Source organism: Desulfobaculum sp., assembly GCF_054921475.1.
The window spans coordinates 1-13598 of the sequence record NZ_JBUDSW010000083.1; the positions used below are offsets into that span (position 1 = coordinate 1).

Consider the following 13598-nt stretch of genomic DNA (forward strand, 5'->3'; position numbering starts at 1 on the left):
ATGGTGCCGGGCGGCCTTGTCTGTCCTTGGGGGGAAGAGTGGGGGAATTAGGATGCGTTGCAGGACCGGGGGGGCGGCGGAGCGTCCAGCGGCTCCAGCACGTCGCCAAGGGTGCTGCCAAGGATTTTCCCCGGCCACTTGTAGAAACAGTAGCCGTCCTCTTCAATGGTTTGCTCTATGCGGTGCTGCCCGCCCTTGGCAAAGGGCAGGTGCGAGGCATTGATGGAGCCTTTGGAGAGCGTCAGCGGCCCGAAGAGGTACAAAATGTTAAAGGGGACGATTTTTTCGGGCACGTCTCCCTTGCGGACGACGAGGTAGACCTTTGGAAAATGTTCACCGCTGTAGGTCTTGTAAAGCGTCATACGCTTTGGTTCTCCCTTGCGGTCCCCCATATGGCCCCGAGACGGTGGCGGTCGAGGGGTGGCCGTCTTTCACGCGTGTGATGAGATATACGAAATACGGCTTGGTGCTACACATCACGCATGGTTTGCTTGATTTGTATCCCTACGTGTGAAGATAGACCAAAAGTCGCGTCGAGGCAACGGGTTGATGGGATGGAATTGGGTAAATCTGCGGGAAGGGCCGTGGGTGAAGGGAATATTTTTGCTGATAAAAAACGCGCCCCAAGCCATGTGGCCGGGGCGCGCGTGAGGTCCGTTATGATTTGGGGCAGGCAAAGCCGTAGGGGCACCAGTCGCAGTGCCGCCCGGGCCGCGCCTCGAAGCGCTCGCACGCGCTCATGTGGCGCAGCAGAAAGCGCACCGCCGTTGGCGTGAGGTCCGTGATGACGGCCTCTCGCATTTCGTCGTCGGCCTTTTTGGCGTTGAAGAGCGGGTTTTCCGCGCCTTGCGAGCGCAGTTCCACCCACGCGGCATTGGCGGGGAGGGTGCCCGTGGTTTTGGCGTAAATGGCGCAGTAGAGCGGCAACTGGATGCTGGGCAGGCGGTCTGCAAGGTGTGGCAGAGGGGAGTCGTCGCCCGGTTCCCATGTGGCGACACGGTCCCACAGCTCGTCGTCCGTCCACAGGCCGTGGGCGGGCACGCCCATGCCGCCGGTCTTGTAGTCAAGGATGAGCACGTCGCCGTCGCGCTCGTCCACGCGGTCAAAGACGCCGTTGATGAGGACGGAGGTCTCGTCCACCTCAAACGGCGTTTCAAAGCGGTCCTCCAGCTTGAGGATGGTGGTCATGCCCTGCCCGGCAAGGAAGCGCCGCAGGCGTTCGCGCCCGGTGCTTTCAAGGGCGGTGCGCATGTCCCACGGCATCTGCGAGAAGAAGGCCGACGCATGCAGCTGCTCTGAGAACAGGTCCATCAGCTCTTTGGCGGGCAGGGCGCCGATGTCCGTCGGCGTTCCGACATAGGGCGTCAAAAAGCTCTGGAGGACGCCGTGCACAAGGGTGCCAAGCTCCGCCGGGTCGCCGTCCTCGCTGACCTCGTCCACAGGGCGCAGGGGCGTGAGCACCTGATAAAAGAAGCGCACCGGGCACCGCAGATAGGCGTCCAGCCGCGAGGCGGAGATGGACTTGGTGGCCAGCATGCGCTCCAGCGCGTCCTGAATGGTGGCGGTCTTTTCAATGGCATGCTCCGCTGTGGGGATGCCGCGCACAGGGAAGGAGACGGTCTCCAGCGGCGGAGCGCCACTTTCGATGCGGTGGCCGCGTTTTTTTTTCCTCCTGCCACAGCAGTTCCTCCACAAAGCGGCTACGTACGCTTTTGCCGCCAAGGGGACCTGCGCCGTCGGAGCCGCTTTGGTAGTAGATGCGTACGCTCTTTGCTCCGGCGATGAGGCGGTGGAAGTTGTGCGCGGAAACAAGGCTCCGGTGGCGGCCGTCCGGCAGGTTCAGTTCACGCCGCAGCGGGTCCGGCAACAGCGGATCGTAGGCGGGCGCGCCGGGGAGCTTGTCATCCGTGGCGTCCACGATGTGCACGGTGGAGAATTTCAGCAGGCGCGATTCCAGCATGCCCAGCACCTGAAGGCCCGTGAGCGGCTCCGCCTCAAAGGGGACGCGCTCGCGCCGGATGAGCTGGCGCAGGATGGAGAAGAGGACGCTGCGCGAGGTTGGGTCGTGACTGATGGCGCAGTCCGTCAGGTCCGGGATGGTGCTTTTGACAAGGCGGAACAGGCACTCCGCGTCAATGGGGAAGCGGTGCCATGGGCCTGCGCCGTCTTCGGGCACCAGTACAGCGGCCACGCCGAGCAGGGCGTCGCCAAGGCCCGCAAGGTCGCGCACGTGTTCAAAACGCGTCAGGCAGGCGGTGAGCACGTCGCGCAGGCAGGCAAGCTGCACGTCCTTGAAGTGTTGGTCCGCGTCCTCGGGCCACGCGTCCGGCTCCGGCGCCCAGTCCAGCGGGTCCAGAAAGGTGCCGCCCGAACGGATGGATTTTTCAAAGTGCCGCAGAATGCCGCGCATGGGCGCGGTGTCCCCCGGCTCCAGCATTTTGAGGTCCGGATGCCGCAGCAGCGCGACAACCTCGCGCCAGTAGTAGCGGCCCGGCCCCTGCGAGGTCTCCTGCAGGCGCAGGATGATTTCCACAAGGCGGTGCACGCTGGAATGCGACAGCGGGTAGCCCATGGAGACGTTCACGTCCTTGACGGGCAGATGGTGGAGCACGGGCATCAGCGAGGCGGTGTCCGGAATGACCACGGCGGTGTCGCGCGGCTGTGCGCCGGTGAGGGTGTCCTCAAGGGCGCTCAGCTGCGAGTGCAGGTCAAAGCCCTCTACAAAGGACAGTTCCGGCTCTGCGATGGGCGCGGCGGAGTCCCGGCATTCGGGGATGGCGCCCCAGCGTTCCAGCCAGCGCTGATGCTCGCTGCACGTCCAGTGGGCTTGGTCAGGAAAGGTTGCCAGTTGCGGGTCCGTGTGCAGGACCATGTCGGCCCCCGCATGCTCCCACATGGCGCGAAAGAGGGCGTCCTCGGTGCCTGTGGTGGCGTAGAAGCCTGCAAGGATGATGGTTTTGCCGTCCATGAGCCGCGCCGCCTCTTCGCCGTGCTGGGCCACATAGCGGGCGTCGCGGCCCGGCGTGGTCCAGCCGCGCTCGGTCAGGCGGGCGTCATAGGCCTCGTGAATGCGGGCCAGGTGCTCCAGCAGGGCGGCGGCCATGGGCTGCACTTCCGTAGAGAGGTGCAGCAGATTGCGCGGCGTGCGGGAGTGGCGGAACAGCTCCTCCAGCAGTTCAGCGAGGCGCGCGCCCCACGGGAAGAAGCGCTCGCGCTCCACGGGCAGTTCGCCAAGCAGGCCGCCCTCGGTCTGGCGCAGTTCGGCCACCACGTCATAGAGCAGGCCCGCCCGGTCAAGCAGGTTCACCGTGCGCAGGGGGCTGGGGTCCAGCTGGTGGCGCAGGTCCGTTATCCAGTCGTTCACGGATAGGGCCTCGGGCAGAAAGAGCGGCTTGGGCAGGCTCTCGTCGGCGCAGAGCAGTTCCACAAGGTGGCGGCGCGGGCGCTGGTGGGGAAAGACCACCACGGCGCCGCGCATGTCGCCGCCGGTACGCTCCACAAGAATATCGCGCAGGGCGGGGATGAAATCCTGCCGCCAGTCAACAAGGATTACTCGGGACATGCGGCGTCCTTGGCGGTGAACGTCTCTTCATTCATGACGGTGATGCCCTCGGCCTTGCACAGGGCCGCAAAAATACCGTCACCGGGGATGAGTGTGCCGGAGAAGGTGCCGTCGTAAATGCGGCCCGCCCCGCAGGAGGGGGAGCGCATCTTGAGGACGGCGGTGCGGCATCCGGCAAGGCGGGCAAGGCGCAGGGCCTCGCGCGCGCCGTGGGCGAACTGATCTGTGACGTCCTCGCCGCCGTCGGTCACCACGCGTCCGTCGCGGCGCTCCGAGCAGGGGCGCGGGGTGGGCAGGCCGCCCAACTGTTCCGGGCAGACGGGGATGGCGCGGCCCTGACGCACCAGTTCCACCACCGCGTCGCAGGCATTGTCCTTGCCGTCGTAGCGGGTGGCGCACCCGGCAAGGCAGGCGCTGACGATGAAGATTTCAGTATCAGGCATTGTTCGGCTCCTGACGACGCGGGCTGACGTCGACGGTGATTTTGCGGTCCAGATAAATGATGGTGCCGTGGTGCGGCGCGGGCAGGGCGTCCATGGCCGCCACAAGGCGCAGATAGCGGCGGACCTGTTCCTCGTGCGCAGGGTCTGGCGCGCCGGTTTTGTATTCCACAACGTGGGTGCCCCCGTCGCCTGTGACCAAGAGGTCCGGGCGGTGCTCGTTGCCCTCGGCGTCGAGGATGGGGCATTCGGGCGCGCCATGCTCGCGCCAGCTGAGGAAGCCGGGCACGGTGACCACCCAGCGCAGGATGTCTTCGGCCTCTGCGGTGATGGCGGTGCGGGCGTCACTCCCCACGGGCAGGATGTCCGCATGCGTTGCCACGGCGCTTTCGGCGGCGCGGCGGATGGCGGCGTCCATGTCGTCTTCAACGCGCAGGCGGTCGAGGGCGGTATGCATGAGGGTGCCGCGTGCGCGCTCGTCCCATGTGCGCCCGGCCAGCAGCTCATCGTGCGAGAGGTCGTCCTCAAAGTGGCGGTGAATCTTGAGGCGCGGCAGCCACGCCATGGGGCGCGCCGGGGTCTCGGCGGTGTGGCGGTCCTCGGCGGACAAGGGCGCGATGTCGCCGCCTTCGGGCTGGGACCCGGCAAGAGTGTCCGGCAGGGGCGCGTCCGGGATGCGTGGCCGCACGCCGTGTTCGCGGAATTCCGCATCATCCGCCGTTTGCCACAGGTCCGCGCCGACGAGGGCGTCCACGCCCTTCACAAAGGGGTAGCCCTGAAAGCGCTTGGTGGACGTGAGCAGGCAGTAGAGTTCCTCCACCGGGCGCGTCCACGCCACGTACAGCAGGTTGAGTTGCTCCTGCATGACCTTGGCGGTGTGGTTCCAGTACAGGTCGTCCAACTCTTTGCGCAGGTGGACCAGCAGGCGGGTGGCGCCTTGCTCCACGGCCACAAGCTCGTTGCGCGGGTCCGCGTTCCAGTGGTGGAAGGGCACCACGCAGACGGGAAATTCCAGCCCCTTGGACTGGTGGATGGTCATCACGCGCACGGCGTCAATGCTCTCCGGGAGGGGCACTTTTTCCTCGCCGCCGGACTGCGTCCAGTATTCAAGGAAGGCGGACAGGGACTGCCTGCCGGATTCCTCGGCGGCGTGGACCACTTCCATAAACCGGCGCACGAACAGCTCGTCCTGCGGGTGGCGCTCGATGATGTGAAAGTGCGCGGCCACTTCGCGGACCATGTCGTAGGGGCTCATCAGCCCGGCCTGCTGCTGGAAGGGCGCAATGTGCCTGTCCCATGCCTCGGGAAAAGCCTCGCGGAAGCGCGGGAACAGCGGGCCGCGCTCGCAGGTGGCCAGCCAGTCCGTCAGGGTGTCGATATCCATCCCCGTGTGACGCAGGAAGATTTCATGCCCGGAGACGAACTCCCACAGGGCAAGGTCGTCAAAGGGATAGTCGAGAAAGGTCATCAGTGCGGCAAGCTGGCGGATGATGGGGTGCTCGGCAAGGCTGAGGCTGTTTTCGGTAATGACCGGAACGCCCCATTCAATGAGCCAGCGCGACACTTCCGACGCCTCGGCGTTGGAGCGTACCAGCACCGCCACGTCGGAGCACGGACGGCGGCGCAGCAGGTCGCCAAGAAACATGTCGTGCAGGCGGTCGCGCACGGCCTCGAAAAGTTCGGCCTTGTCGTCGCGGAAGACGCGCTCAAGGCGCACATAGCCGCCAGAGCCGGCCTTGGGCGGGGCCACCTCCTGCGCGGTGCCGGTAAAGGCCGTGACAAGGTTTTCCGCAAAGGCCTCACGCGCGTGCTTGGGCGCGCCGTCCTGCATGGCGTTTGCCACAACGCGCGCCGTGGCAGGGTCCGCCAGCCGCTCAAAGACCTGATTGTTAAAGTCGACAATGACTTCACTGCTGCGCCAGTTGCGGGGCAGGGTGGCGCGGGTGGCCTCCACCATGGCCGAGAGCTCTTCGTCCTCTGGAATTTCGTCAAACAGGCGGGCGTCGCCGCCGCGCCAGCCGTAGATGGCCTGCTTCACGTCGCCCACAAAGAACATGCCGCCGCCCTTGGCGACGCATTCCGCCGTCAGTGGGCGCAGCGCCAGCCATTGGTCGCGGCCCGTGTCCTGAAATTCGTCAATGAGCATGTACATAAGCCGGGTGCCCATGCGGCAGTAGGCATCGGGCACGCCCGTTGCGTCGTCCAGCAGGCGGTGGGCAATGGCGGGGCACTGCCCATTGAGGAGCACGCCGGAGTCTTCCTCCAGCTTTTTCAGCCCATCCAGCAGGCGGTCCGCCAAGGGGATGAAGGGCGCAAGGTTGCGCGCGCTCTCGAAGACCGGGCGCAGGTCCTTATAGACCGTCCATGCGGTTTGCAGCGCGGCAAAGGCGTCCTCCGCGGCGTCCGGCACGCTGTTCTTGGCGGCTTTTTTGACGCAGTCCGCAAGGCAGTCCTTTTGGATATAGGTGGACTTGGGGACATCGCCGCGTTCCGTGTGGGCGACGCATTTGTCCAGAAATTTGGCAAAGTTGGCCAGCACGTCCACGTTGTGCTCCGCAATGACGTCCTGCATGGAGCGGGCGGCATCTGTGAAGCGTTGGCGGTGGGTCACGACCACATCGTGCAGGATGCGCGGGTCCGTCTGGAAGGGCGCGGGGTCGCCAAGGCGGTAGCGCAGCACGGCGGTGAGGCGCTCGCGGAAGCTCTGGCACAGGTTGAAGCCGGGCTTATTCTCCATATGGAGCATGGCGCTCAGGGCTTCGCGGATCATTTGCTGTTCATCCTCGCCGCCATCCTCGGCGCGGGCGGTGAGGCCGTCGAACAGTTCCGCAAAGACCTCGTCCACGTCGAAGATAACGTCAAAGTCCGGCGCAACGCCGATTTCCAGCGCGAAGATGCGCATGAACATATTCAGCAGGCTGTCGATGGTGCGGATGTTCAGCTGGTGGTAGTGGCGCAGGATGCGGGTCAGCCACAGTGCGGCTTCGCCCTTGCTCCATTCCCCCGCAGGGCCGCCCGTTTCGCCGAGGGCGCGGTCCTTGAGGGAGGAGACCACGCGTTCCTTCATTTCCGCGGCGGCCTTGTTGGTGAAGGTGACGGCCATGATTTCGGACCAGCCGTATCCTTCGCCGGGGACAGCGCCGCATGCGGCGGGCACGCCGTCGCTGGCCTGCTGGAGCAGGCGCAGAAAGCGCGAGGTGAGTTCAAACGTCTTGCCGGAACCGGCGGAAGCCTTGACTTGTACGAGCATAGCGTCTTTGCGGATGCGGGTTGTGGGTGCGTCCGGGCGTTAGTCCGGAAGGGGCGCTTCGGCGCGTCTGCCGTCGAGGATGATGAGGATGACGGCGCCAAGGATGAGCGCGCTTCCCATATATCCCATAACGCTGAAACTTTCATCCCACCACACAAAGGCGATGGACGAGGCGACAACAGGCTCAATGGTGGCGGCAATGGACGCCCGCGTGGCCTCCAAATGCTTCAGCCCGGCATAATAAAAGGAGTAGGCAAGGTAGGTGGACAGGATGCACACCGCAAAAATGGCCGCCCATGCGCCGGGGGTTTTGTCGTGAAACTCCACCATGGGGAACAGCACCAGCGCGCCAACAGGCAGGCCGTAGAAGAACAGCTGCGGCGTGGTATAGCGCGGCATGAGGCGCTTTCCGAAAATAAAATACATGGCGTAGGTCATGCCCGAGGCGATGCCAAAGACAATGGCGGTGACGGACAGCGTGGCCGCGTCCGCGCCGGAGAAGACGCCGCTCACGCCGGCCACGCCCACAAGGGTGGCAACCACGGCGGCGACCTTGGCGGGCGTCATTGTTTCGCCCAGCACCAGCCACGCCATGATGGCGACCCATGCCGGTGCGGTGTACATCAGCACGCAGGCCATGGCCGCGCCGCCAGCCTCAATAGCCAGCTGATACACGCCATAGAACGCCGCAACGCAGATCAGGCCAAAGGACAGCACAGCCATCCTGTCGCCACGGTCAATGCGCAGGCTTCTGCCGCGCAGGGCTTGGAAGGCGAAGGGAACAAACGGGATGGCGCAGCGCCAGAAGGCGATTTCCAGCGGCTGGACGCCATAGGAGAATGCATATTTGGCCAGCGGGCCGGTAATGCCCCACAGCGTGGCGGCGATGATGACGTAGAGGTAGCCTTTCGCGGTCATTGGTCTTTTCCGGGCGTAGAGGTTCACAAGGTGCGGTCATCCGTATGCGTTGGCAAACGGGGAACCATGCCTTTGAAGCCGGAGAAAAGCAACCGGGAAGACGCCCGGCGCGATAGGGAAAAATGGGGTGCGCCAGACGGCGCGGTTGGATGGAAAAGCCGGGGCGGTGAGGACTATTCTTCGATGCGCTTTTTGCCGCCAAAGATGGAGTCGAGGCCCTTGCCTATGCCTTTGCCTATGCCCTGAATAACGTCCTTGCCGATGTCGAGGGTGCCCTTGCCCACATCACCGCCGATGTCGAGGGCCTTTTTGCCTACATCCAGCGGGCTGGAGACAAGGTTTTTAAGGAACGCCGTCTTGTTGAGGGAGAAGGACGGGTCCGTGACCGGGCCGCTGATGCTAAAGGGCACACTGGGCAGGGCGGAGATGCTTATGGCGGTGTTATAGTCCACCCAGTTGCGCGACAGGTCCAGCGTGCCATTGCCCACGCCCTTGAGGTGTGGGGCGGTGAGCACGGTGTCGTTGGTGGAGACCAGTCCGTCGCGGACCTTGAGGCTGGCGCTGAGGCTCTGGAAGGGCTGCTGTTTTTCGATGTTTTTTTTGGTGCGGTTTTGCGGGTCGTGCTGCGCGGCTGCGGCCCGCACCGGCTCCGGAATAATCTGGAAGCCCTTGAACACGCCGTCGCGCAGGGTGACTGCCGCCACGCCGTCGAGGGTGCGGCTGAGGGTGGACCAGCTTTCCCCCGTGCCGGAAACATCAAGGCTGGCGGTGGTGGTCCCCGTCACGTAGTCCTTGCCCGCGAACTCCGTGAGCACGGAACCAAGGTTCAGCCCGTCCACGTTGGCCTTGAGGGAGGACGTGGTGGTGTCCGTGCGCATGTCCGTGGTGAAGGCCGTTTGCAGGCGGCCACCAAAGGCCCCGGCGGAGAACGGATTGATGCGGATGAGGCCGTCAAGGGCCTGCACCTTCACCTGCACGTCGTTGAAGCGCAGCTTATGTACCTTAAGGGTGCCGACCTTGAGGGAGCCGTCCACCTTGAGGGAGCGTAGGAAGGCTTTGTCGATGCCAGCGCCGTCGCCCTCGGCAGAGGTCGCGTTTTTCCCGCCGGTGGACGCTTTGCCCTCGCCGTCCTCTTCCTGAGCCGGGGGCAGGTAGCGGTTCACATCCAGCGCGTCCGCCACAAGGTTGAATGCCACGTCCGGCGTGTCAAAATCCCTGACGCGGGCAGAGCCGGACAGGGACGTGTCGTCCAGCACAAGGTCCAGCCTTGGCACATTCACCGACGTTGGCGTTACCGAGGCGGTGATGTCCAGCTTGGCGCTTTGCAGCGTGGTGGGGTCTGCGGTCTCTGGCTCCGGTAGGTCCAGCGTGCGCAGAACCTGACGCGGGTTGAACTGCTTGAAGGACAGGTCCGTGTCCACCTGCGGCGTGGCGTCAAAGTGCTTGATGTCCACCTTGCCCGTCACGTCCAGCCCCGCGGCCTTGAGCGCCAGCTGTTCAATGGAAATGTTGCCCTTGTTCAGGTCAATCATGATGTCGGCGGAGACGGCGGCGTCGATTTCCTCGCCGGGGATGTCCTCTCCCGCTACGGCCAGATTGAGCGAAGCGTTCTTGAGCGTATGCCGGGTGAAGTCCGGCGAGACCTCGGCCTGCGCCGCAAGGCGGATGTCGCCGCTGAGGGCGGGCTTGTTCGCCGCCGCCGTGGTGGCAAAGGTAAAGTCAAAGGGACGCCCCGGCGCAAGGGGACCGGTGCTGAATTGCAGACTGCTCAGGCGGTAGCTGTCGCCGGTTGAGGCATCGTCCCATGCGATGCGCGCGTTACTCAGAGACACACTGCCAACGGCAAGGGAGGACACGGGAAGCGCCGGGCCGCCCGCATCCGTCTGCGGGGCGGGGCTTGCTGGCGTAGCGGGCGTGGGCGCCGCACTCTTGGCCTGAAGGTCCGCCCAGTTGGTTGCGCCCTTGGCGTCGCGCGCAAGGTGCAGGGACAGGCCGTCAACGTTCACGTGTTTGACGTGGACGTCCTTGCTCAAAAGCGGCAGCAGCTTCACCTGAATGGACGTATGTGCGGCCTCGGCAAAGGGGGCTTCCCCAAAGCCCTGCGCGTTGGACAGTGCAACAGGGCCAAGCTCCACCCCAAGCCACGGGAACACGGACAGGCCAATATCACCATTGAAAGTGAGGGTCCTGCCGGTGTGCTTGTGGACAAGGTCGGCAATCTCGTCCTTGTAGTCGTTGGGATTCAGATAAATGGGGGCCAGCACGGTTGCCAGGGCGACGAGCGTAACGAGCACCGCCCCGATAAGGCCGAAAATGATAAAGGTCTTCTTCATGATTAAGCCTCACTGCCGGAGGAAGTTGTGCCGGAGATGCGCATGGGCGTGTGAGCAACGGGGAGAGGGCAAGGCGCCGCCGACAAACCGGCGCAAGAAGCCAGCGCGCGTGCGCGTGGCATCACTCCAAGGAGACCTCGACGGTGAAGTCCCCTTGATCCGTGGAAAAGGGGATGGCGAGGATAGGTTCCTTGGAAATGTGGGTGATGGTGTGATTTGTGCCCATGATGACCGTGGGGATGCCGCCTTCAAACGTCATGCCCACTTCGGCAAGGCCCTTGCGCGCCTGACCGGAAATCATATTGGTGATTTCGCCCACAGCGTCGCGGATGTCCTGCCCCATTTCGGTGATGGGTTCACCCAGCATATTGCTGACGATGGTCAGAATGCTTTTTTCCGTAAAGGTGACGGAGATGGTGCCGTTGCGCTCACCGGACATGCTGATGACGCCGGTGACGTCTCCCATGGCGACCGTGTCGCGCTTGATGTAGGGCTGGCCGGATTTAACCTCGATCATAGCCATGGTCGAGATGACGCTTTTTACTGCGGCCAGGAACGGTTTAACTATTCTCACATCGTCCTGGATGCTCATGTGCTGTTTCCTTGCTCGGTTGTGGGAATGATTGGGAGTCCATTAAATGTACCAGCCATGCGTGGTGGAATCAATGACCAGAGCGTTTCTGGTGCGGCTTTATCGCGCGCATGGCAGTGGTAGGGGCAAATGCGCCGCCCGTCGCTATTTGGCGTGGAACAGGGTTCGTGCCAAGGCCCTGATGCTGGCCGGAACCGATGACCACGTGGCCACCATGCAGGGGATGTCCGTCTCTGCAAGCACCGCGTGGGGCATGTCCAGCGCAGCGGCAACGACGGGCGCCTGCGCACCCGCCTTTTGCACAAGGGCGCGGAGAAAGGCAACCTGTTTCGGGGCCTTCCCCGTCTTGCCAATGAGTACAATGATGGGGCGCTCGCCTGCCCGCGCCGCCACTGTGGCGGCATCCTGCTCCGCCGGGTGCGCGGGGATGCGGATAAGGCATGTGCCGCTTGGAAAGGCCGTTAGGATATCGTCAGCCGTGGCGACGCCCTTGGGAAGGACCACCACCGGCGCGGAGCTTTTGGGCAGGGGCAGCAGGTTTTGCGTGTCCCGCAGGATGCGGGTTCCGGCCAGAGCAATGGCGTCTGCGGCGCGGCGGCTGCCCAGCGTACCAACACGGCGCGCCGCGGCCTTGGCATCCACCAGCCGTGGCTGCAACGCGCCAAGCTGCGCCTTGACGTGCAGGATGCGGCGTACGGATGCGTCCAGCCGCTGCCGCGAGATATCACCCCGGCGCGCGGCGCGCAGGACGGTGTCCATGGCGTCCAGCGCCTCCTGAGGTGAGTGCCCCTTGTCCGCGCCAAAGAGCAACAAATCCGCCCCAGCCTGAAAGGCCTGAAGCGCAGCTTCGTCCGCACCAAAGGTGTTGGCAATGGCCCCCATACCGAGGGAGTCGGTCACAACAAGGCCCGCAAAGCCCAGCTGCCCACGCAGGACGTCCGTCAGCACCCGGCGCGAGAGAGTGGCCGGAACATCCGGGTTCGGCTCAAGGGCGGGAACGGCAACATGCGCGGTCATGATGGCCGGTGCCGCCTGGGCAAGCTCCCGAAATGGGGCCAGTTCCACGGCGTCCAGCCGCTTGCGAGGATGCGCCACGCGGGGCAAGTGCAGGTGGGAGTCAAATCCCGTATCCCCATGCCCCGGAAAATGTTTTAGCACCGGCAGAACACCGTGTTCCATCGTCGCCTCCATGGCCGCGCGGGCCATGGCCGTCACCTGCGACGGCGTGCCGCCAAAGGAGCGCACCCCAATAATGGGATTATCCGGATTGGAATTGACATCCGCGTCCGGTGCAAAGGTGACATTAATCCCCACCGCGCGCATTTCCTGCGCCATGATGCTTGCCGCGCGCGCCGCATGGTCCGGCGAGCCGCTGGCCCCAATAGCCGCCGCGGACGGCAACACGGTGAAGCCGTTCTTCAGCCGCACCACGGGGCCGCCTTCCTGATCAATACCAATCAGGAGGCCGACGCCCGCACCTGACTCCGCCGCCATACGCTGCGCCGCATTGGTCAGCCGGGCAACCTCCGTCGGCGTGCCAACATTGTCCGTAATATCATACAGAATAATGCCGCCAGCGTGGCGGCGGGTGATGGCTTCACGCAGCAGCGGCGCATTCTCGCGCCCCTCGAACCACACCATGAACAGCTGGCCCACCTTTTCCTCAAGGCTCATGTGGGACAGCGTGGCGTCCACAGTGGACTGCGCCGCGGCGTGCCCTACGGTGGGCGGCCAGAAAAGGACAGCACACAGGATGAATGTCAGGAAAAATCGTTGCATGCGCCAACAATCTGGAAAAGCACAGGGTTCGTCAACCCCCTTTGGCGCATTCTCGCAACGTCGGTTTAGGGACTGTTAATCCCGCTTCATGGCCCAATATTGCTGTACAATGCCAACGCGCAGCATGCATATTACGCCTCATTGCGCGTGTACTGGCTCTGCTATGCGCGAGCAGGTGGACGGTAAAACAAAATCTCCTAATGCGCTGGTATGCTTTTGGATTGCTTGAATAAGTATTGTGTTTTCTTTTTGTGGGGGTATAGTGGAGGCGTCCCCCGGTGGTGCTCGGAGGTGAACCATGGAATACAAGGAATCCGATCTGCCCGTTGAGATTCATCACGGGGAGATACTGACCTTAGACGACGGGACGGCCTTGCGCTTCGAAAGCAACGGCGAAGCCAAGGATGTCTTCCTAGGCGATGCCTGGTCCCCAACCGTGCAACTGTTTCCCGCCAACGAACATACGTTCGAGGCCGGAGGCAAAACCTTCAAGCTGACCGCCCTGTGCGCAGACGCGCTTAAGGTCGAAAAAGCCTAGCGCCCTGAACTCTTTACCTCCCGGGGGAAGAGTGAAGGCCCGCCGCACCGCGGCGGGCCTTTTTTTGGGTGCCATGTGATGGCCGGGTCGTTACGCCGTGAGTCGAGAGGGGGCCTCCGGCGGCTTAAGGGCCGTGGGCCCTTACGAATCCCAAGGTTTTCGGGCTGGAAGCCAGCCCGAAAAAAG

The 13598-nt window shown here is 63.9% G+C and carries 10 protein-coding genes; 1 reads left to right on the forward strand and 9 read right to left on the reverse strand.

Translation table 11 applies throughout. The features are described from left to right. Positions 1 to 47: 47 nt before the first annotated feature. The 9 genes from ACY69P_RS07290 to ACY69P_RS07330 all read right to left on the reverse strand — a co-directional run bounded on the left by ACY69P_RS07290 (position 48) and on the right by ACY69P_RS07330 (position 12874). Complete coding sequence (locus tag ACY69P_RS07290) at positions 48 to 362, reverse strand: hypothetical protein (protein WP_459901509.1); 315 nt, start codon at positions 360 to 362, stop codon at positions 48 to 50. Positions 363 to 657: 295 nt separating this feature from the next. Further along, a complete protein-coding gene (locus tag ACY69P_RS07295) occupies positions 658 to 1605 on the reverse strand; it encodes a RecB family exonuclease (protein WP_462327016.1) in 948 nt (315 codons plus the stop codon). Further along, positions 1571 to 3562, reverse strand: coding sequence for a hypothetical protein (locus tag ACY69P_RS07300; RefSeq protein ID WP_462327017.1), 1992 nt, complete (start codon positions 3560 to 3562; stop codon positions 1571 to 1573). Before ACY69P_RS07300 ends, ACY69P_RS07295 begins: the two co-directional genes overlap by 35 nt. Continuing rightward, a complete protein-coding gene (locus ACY69P_RS07305; RefSeq protein ID WP_462327018.1) occupies positions 3550 to 4005 on the reverse strand; it encodes a 2-thiouracil desulfurase family protein in 456 nt (151 codons plus the stop codon). The genes ACY69P_RS07300 and ACY69P_RS07305 overlap by 13 nt, the downstream gene beginning before the upstream one ends. Beyond that, on the reverse strand, positions 3998 to 7252 hold the full coding sequence (locus tag ACY69P_RS07310) for a UvrD-helicase domain-containing protein (protein WP_462327019.1): 3255 nt from the start codon (positions 7250 to 7252) through the stop codon (positions 3998 to 4000). Before ACY69P_RS07310 ends, ACY69P_RS07305 begins: the two co-directional genes overlap by 8 nt. A gap of 39 nt (positions 7253 to 7291) precedes the next feature. Then, a complete protein-coding gene (locus tag ACY69P_RS07315; protein WP_462327020.1) occupies positions 7292 to 8170 on the reverse strand; it encodes a DMT family transporter in 879 nt (292 codons plus the stop codon). 173 nt (positions 8171 to 8343) lie between these two features. Further along, positions 8344 to 10503 (reverse strand): AsmA family protein, encoded by a 2160-nt coding sequence (locus ACY69P_RS07320; RefSeq protein WP_462327021.1) that lies wholly within the window; start codon positions 10501 to 10503, stop codon positions 8344 to 8346. Positions 10504 to 10624: 121 nt separating this feature from the next. Continuing rightward, positions 10625 to 11095 (reverse strand): chemotaxis protein CheX, encoded by a 471-nt coding sequence (locus ACY69P_RS07325; RefSeq protein ID WP_404843101.1) that lies wholly within the window; start codon positions 11093 to 11095, stop codon positions 10625 to 10627. A gap of 144 nt (positions 11096 to 11239) precedes the next feature. Further along, complete coding sequence (locus ACY69P_RS07330; RefSeq protein ID WP_462327022.1) at positions 11240 to 12874, reverse strand: glycoside hydrolase family 3 protein; 1635 nt, start codon at positions 12872 to 12874, stop codon at positions 11240 to 11242. A gap of 298 nt (positions 12875 to 13172) precedes the next feature. On the opposite strand from ACY69P_RS07330, the gene ACY69P_RS07335 reads away from it, so the two are divergent. Continuing rightward, on the forward strand, positions 13173 to 13412 hold the full coding sequence (locus ACY69P_RS07335) for a hypothetical protein (RefSeq protein ID WP_462327023.1): 240 nt from the start codon (positions 13173 to 13175) through the stop codon (positions 13410 to 13412). Positions 13413 to 13598: the final 186 nt, after the last annotated feature.

Coding starts and splice junctions, on each gene's coding strand:
- ACY69P_RS07300 (WP_462327017.1), bottom strand. CDS start 3,562: ATGTCCCGAGTAATCCTTGTTGACTGGCGGCAGGATTTCATCCCCGCC.
- ACY69P_RS07330 (WP_462327022.1), bottom strand. CDS start 12,874: ATGCAACGATTTTTCCTGACATTCATCCTGTGTGCTGTCCTTTTCTGG.
- ACY69P_RS07310 (WP_462327019.1), bottom strand. CDS start 7,252: ATGCTCGTACAAGTCAAGGCTTCCGCCGGTTCCGGCAAGACGTTTGAA.
- ACY69P_RS07290 (WP_459901509.1), bottom strand. CDS start 362: ATGACGCTTTACAAGACCTACAGCGGTGAACATTTTCCAAAGGTCTAC.
- ACY69P_RS07305 (WP_462327018.1), bottom strand. CDS start 4,005: ATGCCTGATACTGAAATCTTCATCGTCAGCGCCTGCCTTGCCGGGTGC.
- ACY69P_RS07315 (WP_462327020.1), bottom strand. CDS start 8,170: ATGACCGCGAAAGGCTACCTCTACGTCATCATCGCCGCCACGCTGTGG.
- ACY69P_RS07325 (WP_404843101.1), bottom strand. CDS start 11,095: ATGAGCATCCAGGACGATGTGAGAATAGTTAAACCGTTCCTGGCCGCA.
- ACY69P_RS07335 (WP_462327023.1), top strand. CDS start 13,173: ATGGAATACAAGGAATCCGATCTGCCCGTTGAGATTCATCACGGGGAG.
- ACY69P_RS07320 (WP_462327021.1), bottom strand. CDS start 10,503: ATGAAGAAGACCTTTATCATTTTCGGCCTTATCGGGGCGGTGCTCGTT.